Here is a 26,259-nt window from a genome sequence, read left to right as displayed (position 1 = left end):
GAACGGTTCTACACTTCGTTCGGTCCGTCCGCGCTCTGTACCTGCCAGCCGCCCTTAATCCCACAGGCCTCCCGCACCTCGTATTCTATGTCCGTCTCGGGTCCCATTCGATCACCGCCTTCGATGCGCTCGACGCGGAGCGGTACGTCGAGCGTGTTTCCACAACACCCCACGTCGAGGAACTCGTTCCACGTGTCTCCCTCGTGGAGTTGACCCTTGGTCTTCCGGAGGTACGCTTTGAAATACCTCGTTCCGACCTGAAACCGACCCCAGTTGCTCAGGTCCTCGGGATACGAGACGACGACCGTCGTCGCCGAGTCGTTCGCTGCGTTCGTCTTTTCCACCGACATAGTGGAGGATAGGGACCGAGGATAATTATGCCTTCGTCCGATTTTTGCCGCCCTTCCTTCGGTTTCGCGTGACCTCTTCGGCCGTAGTAATTAAGAAGGCTTATTCAGGGTCGCCCCGCACCCAACGGATATGGTAGAGTTTCAAGTACCGGAGGTCGATTACACCCGGTACTCGAATCGGCAACTCGCGGGGGTTCCCCTCGCTATTCTCGTGCTGGCGTTGCTTGTCATCGCCGGTTGGTATGCCGCCACCGGCGCACCAGTGACACCGGGTATCGATTTTACGGGCGGAACCGAAATGAGAATCCAGACGACTGCATCGCAACAGCAGATCACAACCTCGTTCGATTCCGAGGTCGCGTCGGTGACTCCGGCGCAGTCTTCGAACAACGTCTATATCGTCACGTTCCAAGACACTGATACGAACTCGCTCACGTCGCAAGCGGAGGACCTCGGATACGACGTGCTCTCCATTCAGAGTACGTCGGCGAGTTTCGGGTCGAGCGCCCAACAACTCGCACTCTACGGCATCGTCGCGGCGTTCGTCGGCATGAGCATCATCGTCTTCCTCATGTTCCGGTCGTTCGTTCCCTCTATCGCGGTCGTGCTCTCCGCATTCAGCGACATCGTGATTCCGGTCGCGCTGATGAACCTGTTCGGCATCAAACTCTCGCTGGGGACCGTGGCCGCGCTCCTGATGCTCATCGGATATAGCGTGGACTCGGACATCCTGCTCAACAACCACGTCCTCCGGCGGTCCGGCGGCTTCTACGAGAGCACCTACCGCGCGATGCGGACGGGTGTGACGATGACCGTCACGTCGCTCGCCGCGATGGCGGTGATGACCATCGTGGCGTTCATCTTCCAAATCGGCCTGCTCACGGCCATCGGCGTCGTCCTCGTGATGGGACTGGCGACCGACCTGATGAACACGTACATGCTCAATCTGAGCCTCCTTCGCTGGTACAAGTACGAGGGGGTGGGACGATGAGCATGCGCGACCAATGGCGCGTCGGCCTGCTTCTCGTCCTCCTGCTCGGAAGCGCCTTCGCGCTGTTCGTCCCGCAGGGCGGAAGCGGCGGAAACGCCAACCTCGCCGCGTCCAGTTCCGGCCCGACCAACCTGAAGTACGGTCTCGAACTGGCGGGCGGGACGCGAATTCGCGCGCCCGTCAACGGCGTCACGGCCGAGCAAGTGAGCGCACCGAACGGAACGTCCCGAACGGACATCCAGAAGGCCGTCGCCGGGGGCATTCCCGGCGTCAGTCAGTCCGACGTGGCGATTCGAACCACGAAAACCCAGAGCACCGTCGAGGTCTTCTCGGACAACGTGACCACCGAACAGGTCAAGTCGGCGCTGGACGGTGCGAACATCGAGTACGAAACCGTCCGCGAAGGCGTGACCGCACAGACGCGCGACAATATCGTTCGCACGCTGAGCGATAAGATCTCCAAGGCGGGACTCGCCGGGGGTCGCGTCCAGCAGGTCACGGCGGCGAACGGCAGGCATTTCATCCAAATCGAGATGCCAAACGCCAACCAGTCCCAGATGGAGAGTCTGGTCACGAAGCGCGGGAAGGTCTCTATCGTCGCTCACTACCCGACCGGCAACGGGACGCAGGCGAACACGACGCTGTTCACCCAGCAGGGAATCTCCAACGTCGGACCCGCACAACAAGCCGGTACCGATAATCGGTGGGGCGTCTCCGTTTCGCTCTCCGACGAGTCCGCGAACAAGTTCGTCCGCGTGATGAACGAGAAGGGCTTCACGAGTTCGCAGGGCATCCTCGCCTGTAACTATCCGCAACAGTCCGCCGACAAGGCGGGATACTGCCTCTACACGGTCACGGACGGCCGCGTAGTCTACGGTGCGGGAATGGGGAGGAACCTCGCCCCGTCCGTCAAAAGCGGCGAATTCAAAAACAACCCGACGTTCAGAATTACCGCTTCCAACGCCTCCGAGGCGCGCCGTCTGCAGATCAACCTGCAAGCGGGTGCGCTTCCGGCGGCACTCGACACGCAGGAGGGGACCACGACCTACCTCCAGCCGAGTCTCGCGAGCCAGTTCAAAGTCGATTCCCTCATCGCCGGTATCGCGGCCGTGCTCGCGGTCAGCGGCGTCGTCTTCCTCCGCTACGGAAAGCGCGAGGTCGCGCTGCCGATGATTCTGACCGCCCTCTCCGAGGTGTTCATCCTGCTCGGGTTCGCCGCCGCGGTGAAACTCCCGCTCGACCTCTCGCACATCGCCGGGTTCATCGCGGTCATCGGGACCGGGGTGGACGACCTCATCATCATCGCCGACGAGGTGATGAGCGAAGGGGACGTCAACTCCTCGCGCGTCTTCCAGTCGCGCTTCCGCAAGGCGTTCTGGGTCATCGGGGCCGCCGCCGCGACGACCATCATCGCCATGAGTCCGTTGGCGGTGCTCGGACTCGGCGACCTGCAAGGGTTCGCTATCATCACTATCCTCGGCGTGCTCATCGGTGTGCTGGTCACGCGACCGGCCTACGGTGACATCCTCCGCTACCTGCTGACGGACAAATAACCGTCGGCTATCGAATCGGTCGCTGTTTTCTCTTCGAGCCCATCCGAGTTTCTGAGCGGTACCTTCGGTCGAATCGAGCGCCACGTCGGTGAGCGGTTGATACGACCTTCTATATTTCCTAGAAATATACTAAAATAAAGATATCTAGACTATGAATTTATATCGGTGCGGTATCCATCTGGAGTTGCGATGCAACGAGATTCCGACGACGATATCAGACGAAGCGATGTGCTCCGAGACGTTCACGAATCGGCGCGCGAGACGGAAACGAAGCGACGTGGATTCCTCCGTTCGTCGGGGGGACTCGCCGCGTCGCTCGCTGCCCTGCCGCTGATTTCGAACGTCACGTCGGCGGAGCCCGACCTGACGCCGACCAAGGAGCGGCTCAATTCGATCGCAAAGAAACACGAATCACCGGCGGTCGCCCGCAAGGCGGTTCGAGCGACCGGTGGGGAGCTGTTGCGTGCGCTTTCTGACCGCGGACTGTTGGAGGATGCGAGCGTGGACTCGCTCGGCATCGACGAAGTACTTCCCCATCAAGACAGCAGCAGGGTCGACAACGGCGTCATCGTCCTCTCCTACGACCACAAGGGGACGGCGACGGCGCAGGTCCAGATTATCAAGCGCCTCTCGGACCGCAGACTGCGCATCATGGTCGAACCCCACGTCGACCGCAGCTTCGCGCTGGTCGAACCCGACGCCGACGACGAGCCGACGAAGGTCATCACGACGAACGACGATGGCGTGACCGTCCAGCGAAACTGCGATACGAGCTGGTACGGCGACTGTAACCACAATCCGTCGGACGACTGCGGTTGTACGGAGAACAGTGTCTGCGGCTGTTACCAGACCGAGGTCCAGTGCTGTCAGCTCCTCGACTGCTCTATCACCGGCTACAAGGCCGGAAACTGCGTCACGACGACGAGCGGGTGCTGTATCCACGAAGGCTGTGACTCCTTCTGCTGACGAACTCGGTCGTCAGTGGCGGTCTTTTTTGTGCGAGTTATCGTCGCGTTAGTCGTAATCGCGTCCTGTTCCCGTTGTAGGTGCTGTCTACTCCCGAAACGATGGTTCAATTATAACAGCAAGAGCGTCGAACCGGGGACGATGTTAGAACACCTCCAGCACGGCAAACGACGGCTCGCCGTGGAGATGGAGCGGCTACGGTTACGGCCGGACGCGCAACCCAGAGACACGGCCGACGCTGTGCGAACGCTTCCGCCCGAACCCGCGGTCCTCTTCCTCTGTCTCGGAAACATCTGCCGAAGCCCGATGGCCGAGCGCTATCTCCGGGACCGCCTGCAGGAAGCGGAGTACGACTGTTCCGCGGTTCGCTCCGCCGGGTTCATCGAAAAGGAAGGGCGGTCGAGTCCCGACGCCGCCGTGACCGTCGCGTCCGAGTTCGGCGTGGATTTGACCGACCATCGCTCGCAGTGCGTGGACGAGGACCTCCTCCGGGAGAGCGACCTCGTGTTGCTGATGGACGCGTGGAACTACTGGTACCTGAAGCGAAACCACCCCGATTCGCTCGGGAAGGCGTGTTTCGTCAGGTCGTTCGACGCGTCCCCGGAGTACGAAATCGAGGACCCGTACGACGCCGACGAGGACACCTTCCGCCGCGTGTACGGCGAAGTCACGGACGCGGTGGACGCGTTCCTGTCCGCGGTGGAGGACGAATGAGCGTCGTCGTCCCGGCCATCGCGGCGGGCAGCAGCCTCGCGTGCATCCGGTCGCTCGGCCGCAAGCGGATTCCGGTCATCGCGGCGGGCGAATCCCCCGACTCCCCCGCGTTCGCGTCGAAATACGTCACCGAGCGCGCCTCCCTCCCCGCGCCGAACGAAGACCTCGACGGCTACCGGGACGGCCTGCTCTCGCTCGCCGAGCGCCCGGACGTGGAAACCATCGTCCCGCTCCGGGAACCCGAGAGTTACGTCCTCTCCGAGAACCGGGCGACGTTCGCCGAACACGTCGCAACGCCGTGGCCCGACGCCGAGACGATGGCGTCCGCCCGCGACCGAAGTCGGCTGTTCCGACGGGCGGAGGAAGTCGGCGTTCCCACCCCGAAAACGGCCCTGCTCACGGAGTGGGACGACTGGGACGACGAAACGGTCGTCAAATCCCGCTACACGGTGTGCGTGGAGGACGGCAAAACCGCGTACCCCGGCGTGCGCTTCCTCTCCGAGGAACCCGACGCGGACCGCATCGCCGACGAGATGGGACACGTCCCCATCGCACAGGAGTGCATCCCGGACGGGACCGAGTACGGCTTTTTCGCCCTGTTCGACCACGGCGAACCGGTCGTCACGTTCCAGCACCGGCGGATTCGAAGCTACACCTACTCCGGCGGGGCGAGCGTCTTCCGCGAATCCGTGTCGAAGCAGAAGCTCCGCGAGCACGGCGTCCGGCTCCTGTCGGCGCTCGACTGGCACGGCCCGGCCATGGTCGAGTTCCGGCGCGACCCGCGCGACCAGCGGTTCAAACTGCTCGAAGTGAATCCGCGCTTCTGGGGGTCGCTCCAACTCGCGGTGCACGCGGGCGTGGACTTCCCGTACCGCTACTACCAACTGGCGAACGGCGTTCGAAACCCCGACTACGGCTACACGGTCGGCACGGGCAGTCACATCCTCCGGGGGGAACTCGTCTACCTCGTCAGCCTCCTCCGCGACGACTACGAACACGTCGAGCGCCCGTCGGTCCCGCTGGAAGTCGCTCGCGTCCTCCGTTCGCTGCTCACCGACCCCAACTTCGACTACCTCTCGACGGACGACCCGGACCCGTTCCGGCGCGACGTCTCGAATCTCGTCTCGGAGTTCGCGCCGTCGGGGGCGAAGCCGGTTCGACGGGCGGTGTCGGCGGCCCTCGGAAAATAGCTCAGAACTGGTCGAGTCCCGCCTGCTCGCGGGCGGCCAGCGCGTCCTTGCTGGTCTGCCACGACGCCCGGGCACACTCCGGGAGTTCGCCGTGCGCTTCGACGTACTCGCGGAGGAACTCGCGGGTGTTTGGGTCGCTCGGATAGCCGCTGCCGACCCCGCCGTGTTGTTCGGCGAGTCGGGCGACGTGGGCGTCGCGCTCGACCTTGGCGACGATGCTCGCTGCGCCGACGATGGCGTGGGTTTCGTCCGCCCCGTGCTCCGCCTCGACCGTTATCTCGGGACCGACTGCCGCCGCGACACGCCGGGCGAACCGCGATTCGCTGGTGTCACAGGCGTCCACGATGCCCCGCTCGCCGCCGGAGACGATTCGGGAGATGGCCTCCCCGTGGGCCGCGACGGTCAGCGTGTTCATGTCCGTCTCCGGGTCGTCGATTCGCGTCGTCGTGATTTCCGCGACGCCGACCGCGACGGCCTCGTCCGCCCGGAGCGCCGCGGCCAATTCTTCCCGGCGCTCCGGCGAGAGGTTCTTCGAGTCGTCGATGCCGTCCGGCAGGTCGTCGGGGTCGTCGATAGCCACCGCCGCGGCGAACATCGACCCCAACACCGGCCCGCGTCCCGCTTCGTCTACCCCGAACACGCTCGGATGCTCGTCGTCGGGTCACATGGTCGTTACTGATTGGGGACGGAGCGTCGTGAAACGGCCGCGCCGACGATGCGGAACGAGCGACAAAAAATGCGGTTCGGCTCCCGTTCAGGGTCGATGCGGTCCCGACTGCCGCGGAACGAACGGCTTTCGCGGTTCGACCGAGATGCTGCTGACGGGTAACCCCTGCTCGTCGAGGACGGCGTGAATCGAGCCGAGAAGCTCCTTGTCAACGTCGTCAGCGTCGATGCCACGGAACCGGAGGCCGACCTGTTTGATGGCGGTACGTTTTTCTTGAGAAGGTTCGTTGTCGGACATGCTTCGTAGCTGGCGAAGCACACGAGGTCAGTGTTCCAGCACTGGCCTTTCGGCGGAACCCCGTCTGCTTCGTCCGAGGTATCTGTCCAGAATGAGTTAATTCTATTAGTTTGGTGGGTCGCGGATGAAAAATTCGGTCGCCGGAATCGCAGACGTACGGCGTTACTCCAGCAAGAAATCGTCGTGGTCGAAGGGTTCGTCCTCGCCTTCCACCGCAACGACGTCCAGCGCGGTCACTTCCGCGCCGACGCCGAGCAGACCGGCCAAACTCGGTTCGGTTCGTCCCTCGTCGCCGCTGACGAGTTCCTTGATGTACAGGCCGCCCTGTCCGTGAATCTCGACTTCGCCGTGGCGCTCGTCGTCGAGGTGGCCGTCGATGTCGTACACCTCGCGGACGCGGGTGAGGCTGGCGCGGCGGTGGTCCACCCGGTTCGGGGTGAACTGCTCGACGGTCGCGCCGTCGAGTTCCGCCATCGCCTCCGCGAGGGCCGACTCCGTAACGGGGTCGTCGAACTCGACCTGCGCGCGGTAGGTCTTGCTGGCGTCGAGTTCCTTCACGCGCTCCACCATGTCGTGCGTGGCGAGGCGAAGCCCCTCGACTTCGGCCTTTCCGTCCGCGAACTCGTTGATTTCGCGTTCGAGTTCGTCCGTGTCCGGGTTCCGTCGCCGCGGCTTTTTCACCTCGATGGCGAACGGGCGACCCGTCCCGAGCATTAGCGCGTCCACGTCCTCCCGGCCAGCGCCGTGGAAGATGGCTTCCGTCCCTTCCATCGCGTCGAGGACCGGCGGCGTCGTGAGCTGTTCGACGCTCTCGTCGTAGAGGAAGCCGCTGCCGCCGCAGTAGTCACACGGTTCCTCGCCGCCGCCCTCGGCGAGTTGCTTGCCCGACCCGCCGCACTCCCGGCAGGGCCACTTCGTCTGGGGGATGTCCCGCTCCAGTTTGCGGTAGCGCCCGAAGACGAACGCCGGGTTCACCTGCACGTCCACGTCGCCGCGTTCGAGGTTGAGCAGCGCGAGCACGTCCGGGCGCTCGAAATCGACTTCCGTGTCCGTGAGCCGTCCGACGCGTTTGCCGACCTCGCGGTTGAACTCCGATTTGAACAGTTCGCCCGTGTCCTCGGGAAGGTCGGCCAACTCGCGGAGCAGGCGCTCGTTCTCCTCGACAAGCGGCGGTGCCCGCGTGCCGACTTGGTACGTCTCGAATCCGACGTCTGCAAGCGCCTCGGCGACCTGTTCCGCGTAGTCGTCGTACTCGTCGGTGAGGCCCTCACAGACCCAACACTCCTCGTCGGGGTCCTCGAAATCCTCGTCGTCTTCCAAGGCGACCGCGACCCGGAGGGAGCGCCCCCGTTCGTCGTTCGTCAACCCGAAACTCCGGTCCGCGAACTGCCGACCCAGACAGGCGTCGCACACCGGGTCCTCCGCGATGACCCGCCGCGCCGCCGAAAGTACGTCCATGTCTCACCCGTGGGAGTCACGCGGTAAACCGGTTTCCGATTCGAGCGGGCGGATACCGGACGTCTCGACCCCGACCCGTCGTCGTGTCACATCCCGCCAATACTTCTAGACTGATATAAATCCATCACGATGAACGTTCTCTCAAGGGCAAGAGTGTTGCAAACACATTTGTCAAGGCGTGTACGTTCGGTGTACGAGGAATCGAAGGGGCTATATGCGTGGTGACGCAGTGTGACGATATGCCTTTCGAGCCGCCGTCTGTCTCCGTTATCATTCCTGTCTACAACGACCCACGGGGCATTCGGATGACTCTCGACTCCGTTCTCGACCAGACGTATCCGGAGACGGACTACGAAGTGTTGGCCGTGGACAACGGCTCGACCGACGAGACGCGGGACGTCATCGGGACCTACTGCGAGGAGTATCCCGACCGCGTTCGGCTGTTGGTCGAGGACGAGATACAGGGTCCCGCCGCCGCCCGGAACAAGGGGGTCGCCGAGGCGAACGGCACGATTCTGGGGTTCATCGACGCCGACATGACCGTCGAGGAGACGTGGCTCGAACACGCGGTTCAGTCGATGGAATCCAACGACTGGAGCTACATGGGGTGTAACGTCGAGATATACGTCGAAGAGGACAAGGACACCCTCACCGCGACGTACAACCAGATATTCGGCTTTCCCATCCAGAAGTACATCGAGGAACAGCACTTCTCGGGAACCGGCTGTCTTTTCGTCCGTAGCGAGGTGTTCGACGAGGTGGGGAACTTCGACGACCGACTGTTCTCCGGCGAGGACCAGGAGTTCGGTAACCGAGTGTACGACGCCGGGTTCGACCAGCACTACCAGCCCGCGATAACGATGTATCACCCCGCCCGTTCGTCGCTCCCCGCGCTCCTGAAAAAGCACTTCCGTCACGGCCGCGGCCGAGCGCAGATGCAGCGCTATCACCCCAGTCGGGTACAGAAGCCGAGCGTTCTCAACCCGCGAAACTACCTTCCGCCCCATCCGATTCGATTCTACAAGAACGTCACCGACGTCGCGTCGCTCTCGTGGAGCGACGTCATCCTCCTCTTTTTCATCGCGTACATGAAACGCCTCAGCGCCACGGCGGGCTGGGCCTACGAGCACTTCGGCGAAGGCGAATAGGGCCCCCGTCACCGAACGCGCGATTTCCGCCGCCGACGTTCAGAAGCGACTTACGCACCCCGAAACGAGTGGGAGTATGCGACAGTTCATCGTTCTCGGTCACGATGCCCCGACGACACCCGACTTCTCGCTGGACGACTTGGCGGGTGCGGCGGGGCGACTCGACGCCCTCTGTCGGTGCGTCAACAGCGCCTTCTTCCTCTCGCACGATTTCCGAAGCGACGTGCGCCTCTTTCTGGTCATGCAGGACGAACTGACGATTCGGTTCGAGGGGAGCGAACTCCGCCGTCTCAACCCGGACGAGCGAAGCACCGCGGCGCTCATCCGCAAAGCGCTGGAGGCGAAATCCGAAGCCATCGGCCACATGGAGGCCGAAAGCACGCCCGGCGTCTTCGTCTCGAAGCGCGACTTCGAGACTATCCTCGACGAGGCGAGTCGGCGGGCGACCGTGGTCGAACTCCACGAGGATGGAACCCCCGTGGTGGACCTCGAACCGCCGGAAGACCCGCTGTTCGTCCTCTCCGACCACGGCGACTTCACCGACGAGGAGGCCGACCTGCTGGCCGAGGCGTCCGACGAGCGGGTTCGACTCGGCCCGGCGCTCCTCCACGGCAATCACGCGATGACGGTTGCTCACAACTACCTCGATACGGACGGCTACACCGAGTATTGACGCCCCCGTTTCGCAACCGTTAAAGGGAGGTGTCTCCATCTTTCAATCGCGGGCCGGTGGGGTAGCCTGGTATCCTTCGGCCTTCGGGTGGCCGTAACCGCGATTCGAATTCGCGCCGGCCCACTACCTTTCCCGCATCTCTGTATTTTTCGAATGACTTCTTTCGGGTGGCCGTAACCGCGTCCCCGCGAGCGAAGAGAGCGGGGGCTCGCGGAGCTTGCTCCGCGGCGATTCGAATTCGCGCCGGCCCACTACCTTTCCCGCATTCTCAAACCGTCGAGCGATAGCGAGACGTTTCGACTGCGGGGAAGACGGTCGTCGCAAGAATTCGAGCAAGCGAGACGCACGCTCGGGAAGCGAACGGAAGTGAGCGACCCGGAACGTCTTGCCCGGTTCGAATTCGCGCTAAACCGAGTTCTACCGTTTCGATGCACGAATACACACGAATGTCGGTCGCTTCAGCCGCTTCTCGTACGATTCCGGCTTTTTCTCCTCGAACGTCGCCGTCGGTATGGGTTCGACCAGTTCATCCAGTTGAAAACCGGTTTCGACGAGCGGGTTGATTATCTCCGAGAACGGTCGGTGGTAGAACGGGACGTCGATATCCGTACCGGAGGCTGTCCACGTCATTCGCTCTCGTTCGGTTTCGAAGTAGTTCACGTCGTACGCGAGGTAGTCGTCGAGTGGATGATGGGCCGAAAACGCGAGGAACCCTCCCGGTCGGAGGAGACGGGAAAACTCCGTGAACGGTTGCCGCCAGTCCTCCACGTAATGGAGAGAAAGACCACTGACGATACCGTCGAACGTACCGTCGTCCGCGATGTCGAGAGGCCTCTCCAAATCGGCTTGGTGGACGGTCGCTCGGTCGCCGACTCGTTCTCTCGTTTGTTCGACCATGTTTTCGCTCGTATCGACGGCAACGACGTCCGCTCCGTTGTCGAGCAACCACTCCGTGTATCGACCGCAGCCACATCCCGCATCGAGGATTCGTTTTCCGTTCACCTCCGGAACGAGGTTTACCATCGCGGGGAATTCCAAATCCGTGCAGTATGGGTCGTCTTCGTGTTCCAGATACGCCTCCGCCAGTTCGTCGTATGCGTCCCCCGCGATGGGTTTCTCGTCGGATGGCATGGACACGATCGTTCGTTGTTTCTCACAGTAACTGTTCTGATTTATATCCGTTCGTGCTCACAGGTCGTCGAGTGACGCCGACGAGCGGGGCGGTTCGAACCACCGAGTCACCACGGTTAACCCTCCCCCACTCCTAACCCTACCAACATGACCGAGGGAATCGACTTCGAGGTCGCCGAAACCGAGGACATCGCCGGGCAGCGGGACGAAGTTGTCGCGGCGGTCACGGACCACGCGGGGACCATCGCGCGCGAACTCGCGCTGTTGCAGGGCGGTGATTACGGACAGGAGACGTTCAACACGAACGCCGGGGAGTGGACGCTCAAGTACGAGGCCGGGAACATCCAGTACCTTCGCTTCGAGGGGAAGGCGGGCGGCGAGACGTACGTCGTCTCCGCCAAGCAACCGCCGGACCCGGACGACCTCGCGGCGGCGATGCGGGATTACGACGCGTTCGTCGCGGCGTACAACGCACACGTCGAATCGAAGGAGGGCGTTCTGGACGACGTATCGACGGACTTCCCGGCGGTTGAATCGACCGATACCGTCGTCTCCGAGCGAAACCGCGTCGTCGGCCGGATTCGGGAGGTGTCGGACGTGATGGCGGGCGAACTGCACCGCTACGATGGGGTCGATTACGGCACGTTCACGGCCAGGGTCAACGGCAAGCGCTGGGAGCTGAAACGCGAGGAGAGCAGGGCGTCCTACCTCCGCGTCGGCGGACAGGGCGGCACGTACCTCGTCTCGCAGTACGAACCGCCGTCAGCGCCCGACGTGCGCGAACTCGCCGACGACTTCCGGGGGTTCGTCGAGGCGTTCAACGACCACGTGGACGAACTGGAAGCCGACCTCTCGAACGTCTCCCTCTAACGGTTCTCGCAACGCTTCGTTTGCCCGCTTCCCCAACGCACAAATCCGTCGCCGGTGAGTATCGACTATGACCGCCGAAAAAGTGGCAATCGTGACCGCCGCCGGGCGCGGCATCGGCGAAGCGTGCGCACGACGACTCGCCGACGACGGGTACACGCCTGTCCTGCTCTCGAAATCGGGTGCCGCGGTCGACGTCGCCGAGGACCTCGGCGGCGTCGGGTTCGAAGGCTCCGTGACGGACACCGACGACCTCGCCGCGCTGGTCGAGGCGGCGACGGAGCGATACGGACGCATCGACGCGCTCGTGAACAACACCGGCCACCCCGCGACGGGCGACCTGCTCGACATCTCCGACGAGGAGTGGCACGCCGGACTCGACCTCGTGCTCCTGAACGCGGTTCGAACCGCGAGGCTCGTCACGCCGGTCATGCAGGAGCGAGGGCAGGGTTCCATCGTCAACATCTCCACCTTCTCGGCGTTCGAACCGAGCCACGAGTTCCCGGTCTCTTCCGTCCTCCGCGCCGGACTCGGCAGTTTCACGAAACTGTACGCCGACCGCTACGCCGCGGACGGTATCCGCATGAACGCGGTGCTTCCCGGCTTCGTGGACAGCTACGAAGTGGACGACGAGACGCAGGCGGAGATTCCGATGGACCGCCCCGCGGCCACGTCGGAAATCGCGGATACCGTCGCCTACCTCGTCTCGCCGTCGGCGAGCTACGTCACCGGGCAGAACATCCGCGTCGATGGCGGGTTGACGGATTCGGTCTGAGTTCGATTCGTTTCAGCTTCCGAGAACGACCCGCTTTACTCGCTTTCGTTGCCGCTCGCTCCGTTGCTCGTTCCGCTCGCTTCGCTCTCTCCCGTTCCTGCACCGCTCGTTCCACTTCCACTCCCGCTCGTCCCTCCTGCGCTCTCGCTCGACGTTCCACCCCCAGTGTCAGTCGCTTCGGCTGGGGTGTCGTTCGCCGTGCTCTCCTCCGGCGTGCTCGGTTCTCGTGACGTACGGGATGCACCGTCAGACGTCTCTCCCCGTTGCGCCGTCGTCGGTTCGGACGTCTGCCCGCTGGTCTCCGGTTCCCGCGTCGTTCTCCCCTGTGTTTCGGTCTCAGTCGTCTGACCCGTCGTTTCCGTGGTCTCGGTCGTTTCGGTCGTTTCCGTGGTCGGACGAATTTTCCTGTTGCACGCTTCCGTGTTCGGGTTGCGCTTCGATATCGTCGGCTCGGCGCTCCCCGACTCGTAGGCGGCGATGGTGACGATGACGAACCCGGATTCCCCGATGTCGCCGACGTTCGACCTGTCGATTTGCGTCCGGCCGCTCACCGGACCGATTTCGTTGTACGAGGTGGCGAACCCGCCCGGCCCGTACCACGACGTATCGATAGTCACCCGTTCGAAGTCGCCCGTCACTACCGCCCGTTCGCAACCGAGGAATTCGATGCGCTTCGACGATTTTCCGTTCTTGTCGTCCATTTCGTTACCTCCCGTCTCGTCGCCGGTCCCGTTGTTTTCTCCACCGAGTTCGTCCGGGTTCACTCGCCGCCCGTTGAGGTAGACGGTCGCGTCGCCGTCGATTTCGAACGCGGTGATGTCCCCGGAGAATCGGTAGGCGTCGCCGCCGCCCGCGACCGCTCCGCGGGCGCGTTTCCCTGACAGTTCGTCTTCCCGGTCAATGGTGACGTAGCGGTCGGCGATGGGCGCGCCGTCGCTCCGCCCGCTCTTCCGTAGCCGACCGCTCACGGAGAACTGGTAGCGAACGGCGTTGCCCGGAGCCCCGCCGAAGATGACGAGGTGGTTCGGTAGTTTCCCGTTCGGTGCTCCCGTCTCCCGACACCACGGTCCCGCGTACGGATTGTCCGCGGTGAACGTCGCCGGTTGCCCCGGCGTCTCCAGTTTCCGGGTGTCGAGGCTCACCGAGTCGATGGCGAACGGATATGAGTCGTGTGCCGCCGCCGGATGCAGGACGGTGGTTCCGCTGATTGGACCCGGGAACAACCAGTTCGTGCCGAGTCCCGCCTCGTCCCAGAAGCTGGTGTGCATCCGAACCCCCCGGAACGTCCCGGTCACCCGCGCGGTGTTGCAGTCCAAAAACTCGACGGGCGTCTTGGCGGCGGGCGCATCGCCGAGTTCGTCCGGCCGAACCCGCCGACCGTCGAGATAAACCGAGACATCGTTCCGCCGGGCGGCCGAGAGGGAGACTCGAAATCGGGTGATGCGCCCGGTGAAGCGATACGCGTCGCCGCCGCCCGCGACGGCACCGCTGGCGTGCTGTCCCCGATTCGAGATGCCGTCCTCCCGGTCGACGGTGACGTACCGGTCGGCGATGGGTGCACCGCCGCTCCGCCCGCTCTTTTGTAGCCGACCGCTCACCGTGAGTCCGTATTCGATGACGTCGTTCGGACTCCCCCCGAAAATGACGATGTGGCTGATAGTTCCGTTTTGGTTCCCGTCCATTCCCGCCGCTTCGGCCGAGGATGTCGTCCGAACCGTTCCCGCCGTCCCGACCACTCCGGCCGTCGCCGCGAGTACCCCACGTCTGCTGACCCGCTCGAAATTCATGAATCCCCGAAAGGATTCGACGCCGAATCGAATAAAACACGACAACCGTTCTCTTCGGGATACGACGGCAACGACGGCTTAACGAGCGACCATCATGACATCACAGAGCACTTTGCAATACGTTGACGTTCGAAAACCGAAGTGCCTTTGCCGTCGCTCGAAACAACTCCGGTATGGCTCCCCAGAACGACTCCCTCGCGTGGGAGACGCTCGAATCAGGCGTCGCTTACTCGTGTCCGGGATTCGATGTCCGTAACGAAGACGTTCGACTGCCGGACGGCACCGAAACCGACTTCGACTACATCACGGAACCGGAGAGCGTGGTCGTCCTCCCCTTCACCGAAGACGGCGATGTCGTCATCATCGAGGAGTGGCGACAGGCGGTGTCGCGGGTTTCGCGGGGACTGCCGGTCGGCGGCGTCGAACCGGCCGACGACGATCTCGCGGCCGCGGCCCGGCGCGAACTCGTCGAGGAGACTGGCTACGAGGCGGCGCGGGTCAGCCACCTCACGACGGTCGAACCGGCGAACGGGTTCGCGGACAGCGTGCATCACTACTTCGTCGCGTACGACTGCGTGCCGACGGGCGAGCAGGAGTTGGACCACAACGAGACCATCCGACCGACGACGACGACCTTCGACGGCCTCCGCGAGGAAATCGCCGACGACGGCGTGTACGACGGTCGGACCGTGCTCGGCGTGCTCTACTACGAACTGCTCGGCGAATAGGGGCGCTGACACGAGCGGAGGGTTGAACAGGGAGGGCGCGGAACGAAACGGTATGTACAGCGTCGTGGGGTGTAACGGCTGTAGCAACCTGTGGATCGTCGACGGACGGCCCGAAACGACGCAGTGTCCGCGCTGTGGGAAACGCCGAACGTTCAAGAAGCTGAAGAAATTCGTCGAGACGGACGACGAGGATCACGCCCGCGAGATGCGCGCGTCCATGCTCGCCAACCGACAGGGCCACGGCGAGGCGTTCGCCGAACTCGACTCGTTCGCGGAGATGGATTCGCAAGCCGATTCGGCCGGAATGGACGACGAGGAGTTCCTCGACCGCTCCGGGGTCGATACCGAGGCGGTCAGCGCGGCCGCGAACCGCGATTCGAGCCAGAGCGCCAGCAAAAGCAAAAAACAGGTGGTTCTGGACGCGCTCGCAACCCTCGACAGGCCGACCGAAGCGGAAGTGGTCGGATACGCGGACGAGCGCGGGGTTTCGAGCGACTACGTGGAACGGGCACTCGACAAACTCGCTCGGCGCGGCGAGGTCAGCGAGAGTCGAGGACGCTACCGTCGCGTTTGAACCCACGGCCGATTTCGGGTCCGAAAGTCGGGGGGACGGTCCCGACTCAGGGGAGCGCACCGTTCAGCGCCTTCCAGACGGCGACGAGCAACGTGACGACGGTGAGCAACAGCTTCAGAAACTGGAGGACGTAATACGCTTGGGATTCCGTTATCGGTGCGTCCCCGTCGGAGGGTGATGTTGCCATCGGGAGTCACCATTGGGTGGCACGCCGCGGGGGGCGTCCCCGCGAGTGCCAACAAATAGTCGTCGCCCAGCCTAATAAATTTCTCGCAAAAATGGTTTGGTCTTATGGACAAAATCGACACACCGATTTACAGCCGAGGACGGTTTACCGCCCCAGTTCCTCGTGCGCGCTGGAAAGGTGCCGGGACGCGAGGGCGGCGAGGAGGGAGAGTTCGCCCGCCAGCGCGCCGACCGTGATTATCTCCGCGAGCGCGTCGGCGTTGCTCCCGGCGGGGTCGCCGCCGCCGCGGAGTCCCAGCACGTCGAGCGCTTCCGCTTGCGTGGGCAGCTTCGTGCCGCCGCCGACGGTGCCGACTTCGAGGCTGGCGATGCTGACGCTGGCGTACAGTTCGTCTTCGCGGGCTTCGACGGTCGTGATGGCGTTGCTCCCCTCGACCACTTGCGCGGCGTCCTGTCCGGTCGCGAGGAAGGCGGCGGCGACGACGTTCGCCGCGTGGGCGTTGAACCCGAGTGCCCCGGCCTTCGCGCTGCCGACGAGGTTCTTTCGCGTGTTCGCCTCCTCGATGGCTTCCGGGGTGGTGTGGAGTCGCTCCTCGACGACCTCGCGCGGAATCTTCACGTCGGCTGTGACGCTCCGGCCGCGGCCCTCGACCGCGTTGATGGCGGCCGGTTTCTTGTCGGAACAGAGGTTCCCCGACAGCGCGACGAGACTCGCGGGCGTCTCTTCCTCCACGAGCGAGGCCGCTTCGCGGGTGGCGATGGTCGCCATGTTCATCCCCATCGCGTCCTTGGTGTCGTAGACGAACCGCAGGAACACGGAGTCGCCGACGACGTAGGTCGTCACGTCCAGCAGTTCCCCGTGGTTGGTCGTGGATTCGGCGGTCTCGGCGAGCGCGTCACGGTTGTCTCGAACCCAGTTCACGACCTCCTCGGCCTCCGTGATTCCCTGCACGCGGAAGACGGGTGCGCGGGTCATCCCCTGTTTCGTCACCCGTGCGTCCGCCCCACCCGCGGAATCGATGACGGAACAGCCACGGTTGACGCTGGCGAGGAGTGCCCCCTCCGTCGTGGCGAGCGGGAGGTAGTACTCGCCGTCGGCCGACCCGCCGCTGACGGCGACCGGCCCGGCCACGCCGAGCGGAACCTGAATGGTCCCGACCATGTTTTCGATGGCAGTCTCGGCGTCCTCGGCCGGGAAGGCGTACTGCCCGACGGTATCGAGCGTCGCATCCGTTTCCGATTCGAGGAGTTTCCGGCGTGCCGCCGCCGCCGTATCGTGGTCCGCGTGGTCTTCGAGTTCGTATAGGCGCAGGTCGCCCGCCAGTACCTGCTCTGCGAGGTCGTCTGCATCGGTCATGATTCGCCGGTTGTCGTCCCAACCCCTAACAGTTGCCCATTCGGTCGGGGCGGCCGCCGCCAGTCACCTGGCTCCTGAGCGTCCCCGAAAACTGGCCAGCAACCATTTTATTCGTCGTGGATGTTCTGTCCATATGGAAATCAGACCGGCGACGGTAGACGACGTGGACGACATCCGTCGTATCGTTCGTTCGGCGTGGGACCACACCTACGGCTTCCTCTCCGAACGGGAACAGGAGGTCGCGTTCGAAGAGTGGTACGGTTCCGACAGACTCGAAACGCAACTCAACGACGACGATGCGATATTCCTCGTTTCCGCCGCGGATAGTGAACCGGTCGGGTTCGCGTACGCCACCACCGACATCGACCCCGAACGCGTCGGGGAAAGCGAGATACGGAGTATCTACGTCGACCCCGACGAGTGGCGAACGGGCGTGGGAAGCGACCTCCTCACCGCGATAGAGGACCGCGTGAGCGACCGCGGGTTCACGCAGTTGTCGGCCCCCATCTTCACCGAGAACGAACGCGGACGCGCGTTCTTCGAGGCCAACGGGTTCGAACGAATCGAGGAGCGCGTCGTCGACCTGTTCACCGGCGGCACGTACGATGCAATCGTCTACTACCACCAGTTCTCGAAGTGACGAAAGCGAGTCGCTTCGGGTTCCCCCGGCGAACTCGTAGCGGCGAGAGGCTTAACACTCATCCACCCGTAGCGAAACCGTGCACAGGTCGCGTCTCTTGCTCGGCATTGCCGCCATCTTCGCCGGGATTACCGTTTCGATGGTTTCGTTGGGATTCGCGTACAACCTGGTTCTCGTCATCTTCGCCGTCCCGTTCGCCATCACGACCGGCATCCTCTGGTATCACGCTACGGGGCGACTCGCCAAGAAGGTCGAGCGGGAGGCGTACCGAGAATCGAGCCGCGGCTTCGGACCGTCTCCGGGTGCGGCACGCGAGCAGGCGCGACGGCAAGCGAGCGAGCGAGGGCGCTGGCAAGCCGCGGGACGACAGGAAGCGACCGGACAGGGCCGCGGACGAACCGGCGGTCGAGCGGCAGGCGGGCGCACTACCGTCAATGGGTCGTCCGGTCCGAGTCCGACGGAAGCCTACCGAATCCTCGGCGTCGATGCGGACGCCGACGAGGATGCGGTCCGGCAGGCGTACCGCGAGAAGGTAAAGCGCGTCCATCCCGACCGGGCGGACGGGAACGAGGAGGCGTTCAAGCGTGTCAACCGGGCGTACGAACGGGTTCGGAACGACCGCTGATTATCAGCCGCGGTACTGACGGACGAATTTATTACGGATGGTTCATAACACATCTCGTACTAAACCATGCCGACACTAACGCCACCGGCCATCAGGTCCCAGATGTGCCGGAATCTCGAACCTCACACCGAGAGGCCCATATTCTGTCGTGAGGTTGTCAGCTAATGCGGGTCTCCAGAGCCGTTTCGCTGCTGGCCGTCACGGTCCTCCTCTGTTCGCTCGCCGTCGGTCCCATTTTGTCCGTCGGTGCGAGTAGCCAGAGCGCCAACTTCTCGTCGGATACGCCCTCGGACAATCGGGGAGATGTGATTCCGATAACCGTTCACGCCTCCAAATCGGCGACCGTCAACATCTGGTCGCCGGGACACGGATTTTGGGTCCAAATCAACGTGACCGGGGGGACCACAACGCTCGACCTCAATACCTACCGGGCCGACGACCCGACCGAAGTCGTCTCGCTCGAAAAGGGTGGTATCAAGGGGTCACCGAAGGTCGCTCCGGCAGCGGGTCCGCTGCAACCCGGCGTCTACAACATGAACGTCACAGTAAACGGCGTCACGCAGGATATCAGTTCGTTCACGGTGGAAAAGCGTTCGACCGGGAACATGCGCACGTTCGTCCTTCCGGCGGCGACCGACGTCTCGACGTTCGAAACCCCGAAAGAACTGTTCAAAGCGGCGTCACCGGCGGAAAACGGGACGGTCGCGGAGGGCGACAAACTCGTGCTCGCGCTCAACGCGTCCGGCCTGTCTGGATTCCTGAAAAAGTCGATGCTCGACGGAAGCGATGAGAACGTCAGCATCCGTTTCCGTGAAACGAACGCCGAGCGGAACACCGTCCCGAACGAGTTCGACGGCGATACGGCGACGCGGTTGGTGATGGACGACGAGAACGACGTGCTCTATTTGGTCGTCGATACCGACGACCACGGAATCGAGGCGGGGGACAGGTACGAAGCGACGTTCGAAATCGGCGAGGAAAACGCGTTAGTTTCCAAACCGGAGCGAGCGACCACGAACGTCTCCGTCGAGAAACGCCGCGTCTCGCTCGATTACTCCGGTGACGTGCTTATCGTCGGGAAACATCCCACGATTGGTGGAACGACCAATCTCGCGCCGGGAACGACGGTCAACGTGACCGCGTACAAGGAGGGGTCCGGGTCGTTCTTCCAGCCGAAGACGCCGACGGTGACACAAGACCGGACGTTCGGTGCGACGTTCGATTTCGGCGGCGTCGAGCCGGGTACGTCGTTCTACGTCGAACTCCGCGACCAAGACACGACCGTTCCCGCCGTCGTCGCGTCGGCCCAGCCGCCGACGACAACGACGACCACGACGACCACGACGACGACCACCACTAACACGACCACAACGACCACCACGACCACAACGACCACAACGACGGCGACGAACGCGACGACGACCACGACGATGTCGCTTCCCTCCGTCGTGACAGAGCAGACCATCACCGCACAGTCGGTGTCCGAGGGCGGGCTGCCGGGATTCGGCGTTCCCGTCGCGCTCGTCGCGCTCGTGGCGACGGCCGTCCTCGTCCTCCGACGGGGCCGATAGACGTGTCCGATAATATTTATACGATGACTGAGCATACCTGCAGTAACCGGGAGCCCCGCTTCAGACCATGATACGACACATACCCGAGTCCGAATTTCCGGAGTTCGTCGCCGCCCTCTGGGGGAAACAGGGTTGGCAGACGACGGTGACGGAGAAATCCGGAAAGTCGTTCGTCGCCCTCCAACGCGACGGCGCGGAAGGGCTCATCTGGACCAAGCCGGGAACGGGGAACGCCGTTAGCGGACAGGAACTCCAGCAGTTCGTGGGAATCTGCAAGAAGTTCGGCGTCAACGAAGGTGCCGTGGTGACGCCGGGCACGTTCAGCGAGGACGCCGAGAAGCTCGGCTCACAGGCTGGCGTGCAGTTGGTGGACGGCGAGAAACTCCGGACCATCGTCGAGGCGCGCGAGCTCCACGACCTCGTGGAACGGTTCGCCGACGGCGGGGGCGACGAACCGGACTCCGACGAAGACGGCTTTTCCCTCCCGATTTCGATTCCGGAATCCGTTCCTCTTCCCGACGAGGTTCCGCGGAAAGCGGTGACCGTCGTCTTCGTCGCCATCCTCGCCATCGTGGCCGCGACGGTCGTCGCGCCGATGATCCTCGGCACCGGCGGTACGGTGCAGACGAACGGCGGATGGAACGTTACCGCGAACTCCACAGCCCCGACCGACGCGACAGGAGCGCTCGACGTGCGATGGAACGCGAAACGAGTCTCGAAGCTGAACCCGGAAAGCGGCGACGACGGTGTGTACAAGCCGGATGACGGTGAGGAGTTTCTGCTCGTTTCGATGAACGTCACGAACGCCGGGAGCGATTCGCTGGGTCTCAGACCACAGGCGTTCGCGCTCCGGTCGAACGGCACGCTTCACGGCCATCAGCCGCTCAAGAACGCGACCGGCTTTCAGCCGAGCGTCCTCGACGGCGGCGAATCGACGTCCGTGTGGCTCGTCTTCTCCATCGACGCCGACGCGCCGAACGCGACCATCGTTACGACGGGGCGGCTCCGACGTGACCACGTTCGAACCGAGTTCAGCCACGACGAGACGCTGACCGTCGAGACATAAATATAACTCCCGAGTGCATCGTATCGATTCGGTGCGAACCGGCCTGTAACGCGGGTAACCCTTTTGACCTATCGTCCCTAATTCGCGTCCATGAGCGCCGACCGCGCCGCCTTACAGCGCGCTCTCGACCGGGGAGAGCAGGAGGGCGGCAGCGTGGAGTTCAAGGAACGACTCACGAGGGAAATCCACCTCGCCCACGGGCGGATGGAAAGTCTGGCCGCGCAACTACGACACCGCGTCCTTTCGGGCGACGGCGTGGCGACGTACGTCGTCGGAGTGACCGACGACGGCGGCTTGGCGGGTATCGACCCGGACGCCTTTTCCGAATCGATGGACGTGCTGTCGCTGCTCGCCGAGGAAGCGGGTGCGCACATCGAGGACGTACAGACGTGGGGCATCGACGAAAGCGAGACCAGTATTCGCGCCTCGACACGGAACGGGAGCGGCGGGCTGGTCGGCGTCGCAACCATTCGGGAAGGGGGGGTCCTCGACATCGACAGCGAACACATCGTCGTCGGGACGGCGGGCCACGTGGACCACGGCAAGAGCACGCTGGTCGGTAGCCTCGTCACCGGGCAAGCGGACGACGGCGAAGGTGGGACGCGGGGGTATCTCGACGTCCAACCGCACGAAGTTCAGCGCGGTCTCAGCGCCGACCTCTCCTACGCGGTGTACGGCTTCGACGACGACGGACCGGTCCGCATGGACAACCCGCATCGCAAGTCCGACCGTGCGCGGGTGGTCGAGGAGAGCGACCGCCTCGTCTCCTTCGTGGACACCGTGGGACACGAACCGTGGCTTCGAACCACGATTCGCGGCCTCGTCGGGCAGAAACTCGACTACGGCCTGTTGACAGTCGCGGCCGACGACGGCCCGACGAAGACGACGCGCGAACACCTCGGAATCCTGTTGGCGACCGAACTCCCGACCATCGTCGCCATCACGAAGACCGATGCAGTGAGCGAGGAGCGGGCCACGGAGGTCGAACGCGAAGTCGAACAGCTCCTCCGTGAGGTCGGCAAGGTACCGCTTCGCGTCGAACGCCATGGCGTCGACGTGGCAATCGAGGAAGTGGACGAGAACGTCGTCCCGATTCTGCTGACCAGCGCGGTCACGATGGACGGCCTCGACATGCTCGATACGATGTTCGAGCGGTTGCCGAAGACGACGGCCGACAGCGGCGAGTTCACGATGTACATCGACCGGAGCTACAGCGTGACCGGCGTCGGCGCGGTCGCCAGCGGCACCATCAACTCCGGGTCGGTAGAGACGGGCGACGAACTGCTCCTCGGCCCCATGTCGGACGGGCAGTTCAGGACCGTCGAAGTCCGCTCCATCGAGATGCACTACCACCGCGTTGACGAGGCCAAGGCGGGCCGAATCGTCGGCATCGCGTTGAAGGGCGTCCGGGAACCCGAGATAGAACGCGGGATGGTCCTGCTCCCGGTGGATTCCGACCCCGAACCCGTCCGCGAGTTCGAAGCCGAGGTGATGGTGCTCAACCATCCCACCCGAATCGGAACGGGCTACGAACCCGTCGTCCACCTCGAAACCATCAGCGAAACCGCCGTCTTCGAACCCGAGGGCGGCCACCTCTTGCCCGGAGATAAAGGCACGACGCGAGTCAGATTCAAGTTCCGCCCCTATCTCCTCGAGGAAGGCCAGCGGTTCGTCTTCCGCGAAGGACAGAGCAAGGGCGTCGGCACCGTGACGGACGTGAATCCGGGCAAGTAGGTTGTTTCGAATCTCCGGCCAAATCTACAGTGTCCGCCACGGGTGGTCCCGGAGCGGGCGGAGCGTTTCGAACGCGAAATCAGGGATCGGTTCGGGTGTCACGTTCGGGTCGGCCGGAGCCCACACCGCGCCGAGTCCCGCGGCTTTCGCGCCGCGCATCGCCGTTGACCACCGAAAATCCGTCGTCGGTGGCCCGTTGACATCCCGTCTCCTTCGTTTCTATCACCACCACGTCGCGGTCCGCGTCGAGTCGGGCGGCGATGGTCTTTCCGAACGTTCCGTACCCACAGATGACGATGTGGTCTTCCAAGCGGTCGATTTCGCGTTGCATTTGCATGTGTCGTAGTTCCTCGTGTATCTGCCCGCCGAACGTCGCCGAAACGACCGTCTCGCCTATCCAGAGGCCGACGACGACGAGTCCCGAAAGGACGACGATGGCGTAGGATTTGACGAGGGTTTCCGGCCCCTCGTGCGTCTGAAAGTGAAGTTCGATGCTCGTGGGGTCCAACAACCAGAACAGCGCGTCCACGACGCCGACGCCGTGAACCATACTGAACCCCGCCACGCCCGCCACGACGAGAAACGCGAACGCCGCGACCGGTCGCAACAGTCGGCGCAACAGCGTTCTGTGAACGAACGCGCCGAGCGGAATGGACGTGGCCTTCATGACGCGTCGCCGGTGCTCTCGGGCGGACGCCCGACGGAATCCCCGGATTCGCCGGGCCGTCCTCCATCCGTGGCGGATTCGGCAGCGGGGACGGTCGTACCGATCTGGTCCAGTTTAATTCCAAATATGGATACTCTTGACCAACTTCTCGTGACATTCGAACACTTACTCACGGTTTAGTTGGGTGTATCGGATACATATAACGCTATTCGAAATAGTATTTGTATTCTATAACTGCGGTTAAACTGTATAATGTCGAACTCCTCGTTCGCCCCGTGATTTTATATACTAAATCGGGACCAATCCACGACATGACATACCTTCGTGACGCGGCGGCCGGACTCGCCGACGAAATCGTCGCGGCGGACGACGTTCTCGGTGTTCTGCTCCACGGTTCGGTCGCGCTCGGGCACGCGGACGACCACTCGGACGTCGAACTCCGCGTCGTCGCCACGCCGGACGCGGTTGCCGCCCGCGATAGCACCGGAGAAACGCGCCAACACGACGGCGTGTTCGTCGAACTCGACTGGACGACCCTCGACCGTATCGAAGCCGACCTCGCCGATTGGGACGACGACACCGCGCTGTACGTTCACGCGAACGCGGACGTGCTCGCCGACCCGACCGGTGTCGTGACCGACCTGCTCGGCCGATACGACGACTATCCGGCGACGGTGCGCGAGGAGAAGTGTTTCAGCTACTGGTATCACGCGACCGGCAACGCACCGTTGGATTCCGGATTGGCGTTCCGACGCGACGACTCACTGACGGCGGAACTGTCCCTCCGTCGGGCGGTCGAGGGGTACATGGCGCTCCCCTTCCTGCTCGACGGTCGATTCGTGCCCTACCGGAAGTGGCGACGCGCGGAACTTTCGACCCTCTCGTGGACGCCGACGGCGTTCGAATCTAGGCTCGAAACGGTCGTTCTGGGGGACGACGCGGAGGAAAAGCAAGCGGTGGTCTCGAAGCTCATGACCGACTTCGAACGTCGGTTACTCGATTTCGGCCTGTCGGAACGCCGCGTGCTGAAACCGTATCTGTTCGAACCGGAGTACGACCCCGTATGAGGACGACATCTGCCTCGCTCTCCGTCACGTCCGTCGATAGCCGTCCTCCGACCGCTCCGCGAGGCCCAACAGCACCGCCCACTCCAGCATGTTTCCGACGCGTTCGCGCCACACATCTTCTACCCGCGTCGGGTCCTTGTACCGCTCCCACGTGGGAATCTCGTCGCTGAACCGCTCGAAGACGGCTTCGGATTCGAGCCACTCGTCCTCGGGAAGGACGTCGAGAACGGTCGAGACGCCGTACACGCGGGTTTGGAATGCTTCGGCGAGCGCTTCCTCGTCCGGGTCGCGTCGAATACGGACGAATCCGCTGTCGGTCTCCTTTGCCAGTTCGAGCGCGCGCAAGAACGTGAGCCACGTTCGCGCGACGTCCCGGCTCTGGAACCCGATACGTCGCATCAACCGGGCACAGCAGTCGTCTTCCGTGCCGGGAATCAGCGGAACCGCACGCTGGACGTCGCTCACGAAGTCGAGGCTGTCGGGCGCTTCGGGAATGGGTTTGAACTTCACAGGTCGAAACTGGTCTTCAAGAGGTCGTCGTTCGTTTCCCCGAGGACGTGCGTCGGCCCGTTCACCACGTCCACCGTCACCTGTGCCGGGGCGAAGACGCTTTCCGGGATTTCCTCGAAGTTCCAGTCCGCGTCGTCGAAGAACGTCTCGAACGTCGTGCCGTACTCCTCGCTCGCGCTGGACGGCAGTTCGTCGAAGCGGTCGAACTCCTCGGCCACGGTGAGGTGGACTTTGCCGCCGTAGGCCAGCGCGTCGTTCGTCCGGCCGATGGCCGTCGCCTCGTCGTAACTGACGGGTGCGACCGGAGCGGACCCCATCGCGGAGCGGATGTCGAGCGGGTCGTATCCGAGTTCCGTCAGGCGGAAGACGGCGAGTTCGGCGGCCCGCGACGCGACGGTGATGCTTCCCGCCATGCTCCCGGTTGCGAACGTCGGCAGGTAGACCGAGTTCGGTTTCACCTCCGCGAGGTCGGCGACGTGCTCCGCGACGTCCTCCGTCGGGAGCGTGTCGGATTCGACGGCGAGAACGGCGAAGTCGAACGCGTCCGTGTAACCGACGCGGCGGTATTCGTCCTCTTCGGCGACCAGCGCACGTGCGGGGCCGCTTCCGAGCCCCTCGAAGCCCTCGACGCCGAGTTCCCAGCCCGCCTTCTGCGAACAGAGCAGGGCGACCGCTGGGTGGTCGGTCGAGAGTTCGACGTGCGGAATCGGTGCACCCGCTACGTCGCCCATCCGGGTCTGTATCGTCGCCAGTCCGGCCGTCTGGAGTTCGGCGAGGAGGAGTCCCGCCTCCATTCCGCCGTTCTCTTCGACGCCGAAGTCGAGGACGGTTGCCTCGTTGTCCAGTTCGTACGCGGCGACGTTCAGTTCGTCCGCGAAGTCGATGGCCTCGTCAACGAGTTCGAGCGCCATCCGGTTGAGACTCTCCATATCACGGGATTGGTGGTCGTCCGGTAAACCGTTCCGGG

At 63.6% G+C, this 26,259-nt stretch carries 27 protein-coding genes, 1 tRNA gene and 1 pseudogene; 18 read left to right on the top strand and 11 right to left on the bottom strand.

Annotated features, from left to right (window positions below):
• Positions 1-8: 8 nt before the first annotated feature.
• The gene (locus B208_RS0107375) at positions 9-350 is read right to left on the bottom strand and encodes a hypothetical protein (RefSeq protein WP_007983565.1); all 342 of its coding nucleotides are present in this window, start codon (positions 348-350) and stop codon (positions 9-11) included.
• 130 nt (positions 351-480) lie between these two features.
• Between B208_RS0107375 and secF the strand changes: the two genes are divergently transcribed.
• From secF to B208_RS0107350, 5 genes are all read left to right on the top strand, one after another.
• Positions 481-1,341: a protein translocase subunit SecF gene (gene secF / locus B208_RS0107370; RefSeq protein WP_007983564.1), complete on the top strand. Its 861-nt coding sequence runs from the start codon at positions 481-483 to the stop codon at positions 1,339-1,341.
• Entirely contained in the window at positions 1,338-2,894 is a 1,557-nt protein-coding gene (locus tag B208_RS0107365; protein WP_007983563.1) for a preprotein translocase subunit SecD, read from the top strand. The genes secF and B208_RS0107365 overlap by 4 nt, the downstream gene beginning before the upstream one ends.
• Positions 2,895-3,083: 189 nt before the next feature.
• Positions 3,084-3,860: a hypothetical protein gene (locus tag B208_RS0107360; RefSeq protein WP_007983562.1), complete on the top strand. Its 777-nt coding sequence runs from the start codon at positions 3,084-3,086 to the stop codon at positions 3,858-3,860.
• A 141-nt stretch (positions 3,861-4,001) separates the two neighbouring features.
• Positions 4,002-4,574 carry a low molecular weight protein-tyrosine-phosphatase gene (locus B208_RS0107355; RefSeq protein ID WP_007983561.1) on the top strand — a complete coding sequence of 191 codons (573 nt, stop codon included), beginning with the start codon at positions 4,002-4,004 and terminating at the stop codon, positions 4,572-4,574.
• Positions 4,571-5,764: a carboxylate--amine ligase gene (locus B208_RS0107350; RefSeq protein ID WP_007983560.1), complete on the top strand. Its 1,194-nt coding sequence runs from the start codon at positions 4,571-4,573 to the stop codon at positions 5,762-5,764. Before B208_RS0107355 ends, B208_RS0107350 begins: the two co-directional genes overlap by 4 nt.
• A gap of 1 nt (position 5,765) precedes the next feature.
• Here B208_RS0107350 and rnhB read toward each other — a convergent pair whose 3' ends face one another.
• The 3 genes from rnhB to B208_RS0107335 all read right to left on the bottom strand — a co-directional run bounded on the left by rnhB (position 5,766) and on the right by B208_RS0107335 (position 8,186).
• Positions 5,766-6,404 (bottom strand): ribonuclease HII, encoded by a 639-nt coding sequence (rnhB, locus tag B208_RS0107345; protein ID WP_007983559.1) that lies wholly within the window; start codon positions 6,402-6,404, stop codon positions 5,766-5,768.
• A gap of 114 nt (positions 6,405-6,518) precedes the next feature.
• Positions 6,519-6,728 (bottom strand): hypothetical protein, encoded by a 210-nt coding sequence (locus tag B208_RS0107340; protein WP_007983558.1) that lies wholly within the window; start codon positions 6,726-6,728, stop codon positions 6,519-6,521.
• A 162-nt stretch (positions 6,729-6,890) separates the two neighbouring features.
• Positions 6,891-8,186, bottom strand: a complete 1,296-nt coding sequence (locus B208_RS0107335) for a tRNA pseudouridine(54/55) synthase Pus10 (RefSeq protein ID WP_007983557.1) — start codon at positions 8,184-8,186, stop codon at positions 6,891-6,893.
• Between the two features lie 239 nt (positions 8,187-8,425).
• Here B208_RS0107335 and B208_RS0107330 point away from each other — a divergent pair, with 239 nt between their 5' ends.
• The 3 genes from B208_RS0107330 (at position 8,426) to B208_RS0107320 (ending at position 10,130) form a co-directional block, all read left to right on the top strand.
• Entirely contained in the window at positions 8,426-9,334 is a 909-nt protein-coding gene (locus B208_RS0107330) for a glycosyltransferase (protein WP_268741696.1), read from the top strand.
• A 76-nt stretch (positions 9,335-9,410) separates the two neighbouring features.
• Positions 9,411-10,007, top strand: coding sequence for a tRNA (pseudouridine(54)-N(1))-methyltransferase TrmY (trmY, locus tag B208_RS0107325; protein WP_007983555.1), 597 nt, complete (start codon positions 9,411-9,413; stop codon positions 10,005-10,007).
• Positions 10,008-10,057: 50 nt separating this feature from the next.
• Positions 10,058-10,130 (top strand) — tRNA-Pro (locus B208_RS0107320).
• Positions 10,131-10,424: 294 nt separating this feature from the next.
• Here the strand turns inward: B208_RS0107320 and B208_RS0107315 are convergent.
• Positions 10,425-11,138, bottom strand: a complete 714-nt coding sequence (locus B208_RS0107315; RefSeq protein ID WP_007983554.1) for a class I SAM-dependent methyltransferase — start codon at positions 11,136-11,138, stop codon at positions 10,425-10,427.
• Between the two features lie 147 nt (positions 11,139-11,285).
• Here B208_RS0107315 and B208_RS0107310 point away from each other — a divergent pair, with 147 nt between their 5' ends.
• Positions 11,286-12,008, top strand: a complete 723-nt coding sequence (locus B208_RS0107310; RefSeq protein WP_007983552.1) for a hypothetical protein — start codon at positions 11,286-11,288, stop codon at positions 12,006-12,008.
• 67 nt (positions 12,009-12,075) lie between these two features.
• Positions 12,076-12,780: an SDR family oxidoreductase gene (locus B208_RS0107305; RefSeq protein WP_007983550.1), complete on the top strand. Its 705-nt coding sequence runs from the start codon at positions 12,076-12,078 to the stop codon at positions 12,778-12,780.
• A gap of 35 nt (positions 12,781-12,815) precedes the next feature.
• On the opposite strand, the gene B208_RS0107300 is transcribed toward B208_RS0107305, so the two are convergent.
• Positions 12,816-14,567 carry a hypothetical protein gene (locus B208_RS0107300; protein WP_007983548.1) on the bottom strand — a complete coding sequence of 584 codons (1,752 nt, stop codon included), beginning with the start codon at positions 14,565-14,567 and terminating at the stop codon, positions 12,816-12,818.
• Positions 14,568-14,740: 173 nt separating this feature from the next.
• On the opposite strand from B208_RS0107300, the gene B208_RS0107295 reads away from it, so the two are divergent.
• Positions 14,741-15,295: an NUDIX domain-containing protein gene (locus B208_RS0107295; RefSeq protein ID WP_007983546.1), complete on the top strand. Its 555-nt coding sequence runs from the start codon at positions 14,741-14,743 to the stop codon at positions 15,293-15,295.
• Between the two features lie 52 nt (positions 15,296-15,347).
• Positions 15,348-15,869, top strand: coding sequence for a DUF5817 domain-containing protein (locus B208_RS0107290; RefSeq protein ID WP_007983544.1), 522 nt, complete (start codon positions 15,348-15,350; stop codon positions 15,867-15,869).
• Between the two features lie 46 nt (positions 15,870-15,915).
• Here the strand turns inward: B208_RS0107290 and B208_RS24265 are convergent, their stop codons facing one another.
• The gene (locus B208_RS24265) at positions 15,916-16,056 is read right to left on the bottom strand and encodes a hypothetical protein (protein WP_007983542.1); all 141 of its coding nucleotides are present in this window, start codon (positions 16,054-16,056) and stop codon (positions 15,916-15,918) included.
• 144 nt (positions 16,057-16,200) lie between these two features.
• On the bottom strand, positions 16,201-17,412 hold the full coding sequence (gene hmgA, locus B208_RS0107280; RefSeq protein WP_007983540.1) for a hydroxymethylglutaryl-CoA reductase (NADPH): 1,212 nt from the start codon (positions 17,410-17,412) through the stop codon (positions 16,201-16,203).
• Between the two features lie 133 nt (positions 17,413-17,545).
• Between hmgA and B208_RS0107275 the strand changes: the two genes are divergently transcribed.
• The 5 genes from B208_RS0107275 (at position 17,546) to B208_RS0107255 (ending at position 23,048) form a co-directional block, all read left to right on the top strand.
• On the top strand, positions 17,546-18,052 hold the full coding sequence (locus B208_RS0107275) for a GNAT family N-acetyltransferase (RefSeq protein WP_007983538.1): 507 nt from the start codon (positions 17,546-17,548) through the stop codon (positions 18,050-18,052).
• Between the two features lie 79 nt (positions 18,053-18,131).
• A complete protein-coding gene (locus B208_RS0107270; RefSeq protein ID WP_232423745.1) occupies positions 18,132-18,677 on the top strand; it encodes a J domain-containing protein in 546 nt (181 codons plus the stop codon).
• A gap of 164 nt (positions 18,678-18,841) precedes the next feature.
• Complete coding sequence (locus B208_RS0107265; RefSeq protein WP_007983534.1) at positions 18,842-20,248, top strand: BGTF surface domain-containing protein; 1,407 nt, start codon at positions 18,842-18,844, stop codon at positions 20,246-20,248.
• A 67-nt stretch (positions 20,249-20,315) separates the two neighbouring features.
• Entirely contained in the window at positions 20,316-21,314 is a 999-nt protein-coding gene (locus B208_RS0107260) for a restriction endonuclease (protein WP_007983532.1), read from the top strand.
• Between the two features lie 90 nt (positions 21,315-21,404).
• A complete protein-coding gene (locus B208_RS0107255; RefSeq protein ID WP_007983529.1) occupies positions 21,405-23,048 on the top strand; it encodes a GTPBP1 family GTP-binding protein in 1,644 nt (547 codons plus the stop codon).
• 121 nt (positions 23,049-23,169) lie between these two features.
• Here the strand turns inward: B208_RS0107255 and B208_RS0107250 are convergent.
• Positions 23,170-23,715 (bottom strand): annotated as a pseudogene (locus B208_RS0107250) (NAD-binding protein); the annotation flags it as partial.
• A 311-nt stretch (positions 23,716-24,026) separates the two neighbouring features.
• Here B208_RS0107250 and B208_RS0107245 point away from each other — a divergent pair.
• Positions 24,027-24,782 carry a DUF4037 domain-containing protein gene (locus B208_RS0107245; protein ID WP_007983523.1) on the top strand — a complete coding sequence of 252 codons (756 nt, stop codon included), beginning with the start codon at positions 24,027-24,029 and terminating at the stop codon, positions 24,780-24,782.
• Between the two features lie 24 nt (positions 24,783-24,806).
• Here the strand turns inward: B208_RS0107245 and B208_RS0107240 are convergent, their stop codons facing one another.
• Positions 24,807-25,292 (bottom strand): hypothetical protein, encoded by a 486-nt coding sequence (locus B208_RS0107240; RefSeq protein ID WP_007983521.1) that lies wholly within the window; start codon positions 25,290-25,292, stop codon positions 24,807-24,809.
• Entirely contained in the window at positions 25,289-26,221 is a 933-nt protein-coding gene (mch, locus tag B208_RS0107235; protein WP_007983519.1) for a methenyltetrahydromethanopterin cyclohydrolase, read from the bottom strand. The genes B208_RS0107240 and mch overlap by 4 nt, the downstream gene beginning before the upstream one ends.
• Positions 26,222-26,259 lie beyond the last annotated feature (38 nt).

This window comes from Haladaptatus paucihalophilus DX253, from assembly GCF_000376445.1.
Taxonomy (GTDB): domain Archaea; phylum Halobacteriota; class Halobacteria; order Halobacteriales; family Haladaptataceae; genus Haladaptatus; species Haladaptatus paucihalophilus.
The sequence above is the reverse complement of the archived record's forward strand: the minus strand, read 5'-3'. Positions and strand labels throughout refer to the sequence as shown.

Excerpts from the sequence above, each read along its gene's own strand:
- secF (WP_007983564.1), top strand. The coding sequence starts at position 481 with ATGGTAGAGTTTCAAGTACCGGAGGTCGATTACACCCGGTACTCGAAT.
- B208_RS0107360 (WP_007983562.1), top strand. The coding sequence starts at position 3,084 with ATGCAACGAGATTCCGACGACGATATCAGACGAAGCGATGTGCTCCGA.
- B208_RS0107310 (WP_007983552.1), top strand. The coding sequence starts at position 11,286 with ATGACCGAGGGAATCGACTTCGAGGTCGCCGAAACCGAGGACATCGCC.
- hmgA (WP_007983540.1), bottom strand. The coding sequence starts at position 17,412 with ATGACCGATGCAGACGACCTCGCAGAGCAGGTACTGGCGGGCGACCTG.
- B208_RS0107355 (WP_007983561.1), top strand. The coding sequence starts at position 4,002 with ATGTTAGAACACCTCCAGCACGGCAAACGACGGCTCGCCGTGGAGATG.
- B208_RS0107365 (WP_007983563.1), top strand. The coding sequence starts at position 1,338 with ATGAGCATGCGCGACCAATGGCGCGTCGGCCTGCTTCTCGTCCTCCTG.
- B208_RS0107275 (WP_007983538.1), top strand. The coding sequence starts at position 17,546 with ATGGAAATCAGACCGGCGACGGTAGACGACGTGGACGACATCCGTCGT.
- B208_RS0107315 (WP_007983554.1), bottom strand. The coding sequence starts at position 11,138 with ATGCCATCCGACGAGAAACCCATCGCGGGGGACGCATACGACGAACTG.
- trmY (WP_007983555.1), top strand. The coding sequence starts at position 9,411 with ATGCGACAGTTCATCGTTCTCGGTCACGATGCCCCGACGACACCCGAC.
- B208_RS24265 (WP_007983542.1), bottom strand. The coding sequence starts at position 16,056 with ATGGCAACATCACCCTCCGACGGGGACGCACCGATAACGGAATCCCAA.
- B208_RS0107340 (WP_007983558.1), bottom strand. The coding sequence starts at position 6,728 with ATGTCCGACAACGAACCTTCTCAAGAAAAACGTACCGCCATCAAACAG.
- B208_RS0107255 (WP_007983529.1), top strand. The coding sequence starts at position 21,405 with ATGAGCGCCGACCGCGCCGCCTTACAGCGCGCTCTCGACCGGGGAGAG.
- B208_RS0107295 (WP_007983546.1), top strand. The coding sequence starts at position 14,741 with ATGGCTCCCCAGAACGACTCCCTCGCGTGGGAGACGCTCGAATCAGGC.
- mch (WP_007983519.1), bottom strand. The coding sequence starts at position 26,221 with ATGGAGAGTCTCAACCGGATGGCGCTCGAACTCGTTGACGAGGCCATC.
- B208_RS0107300 (WP_007983548.1), bottom strand. The coding sequence starts at position 14,567 with ATGAATTTCGAGCGGGTCAGCAGACGTGGGGTACTCGCGGCGACGGCC.
- B208_RS0107375 (WP_007983565.1), bottom strand. The coding sequence starts at position 350 with ATGTCGGTGGAAAAGACGAACGCAGCGAACGACTCGGCGACGACGGTC.
- B208_RS0107330 (WP_268741696.1), top strand. The coding sequence starts at position 8,426 with ATGCCTTTCGAGCCGCCGTCTGTCTCCGTTATCATTCCTGTCTACAAC.
- B208_RS0107245 (WP_007983523.1), top strand. The coding sequence starts at position 24,027 with ATGACATACCTTCGTGACGCGGCGGCCGGACTCGCCGACGAAATCGTC.
- B208_RS0107265 (WP_007983534.1), top strand. The coding sequence starts at position 18,842 with ATGCGGGTCTCCAGAGCCGTTTCGCTGCTGGCCGTCACGGTCCTCCTC.
- B208_RS0107335 (WP_007983557.1), bottom strand. The coding sequence starts at position 8,186 with ATGGACGTACTTTCGGCGGCGCGGCGGGTCATCGCGGAGGACCCGGTG.
- B208_RS0107305 (WP_007983550.1), top strand. The coding sequence starts at position 12,076 with ATGACCGCCGAAAAAGTGGCAATCGTGACCGCCGCCGGGCGCGGCATC.
- B208_RS0107260 (WP_007983532.1), top strand. The coding sequence starts at position 20,316 with ATGATACGACACATACCCGAGTCCGAATTTCCGGAGTTCGTCGCCGCC.
- B208_RS0107350 (WP_007983560.1), top strand. The coding sequence starts at position 4,571 with ATGAGCGTCGTCGTCCCGGCCATCGCGGCGGGCAGCAGCCTCGCGTGC.
- B208_RS0107290 (WP_007983544.1), top strand. The coding sequence starts at position 15,348 with ATGTACAGCGTCGTGGGGTGTAACGGCTGTAGCAACCTGTGGATCGTC.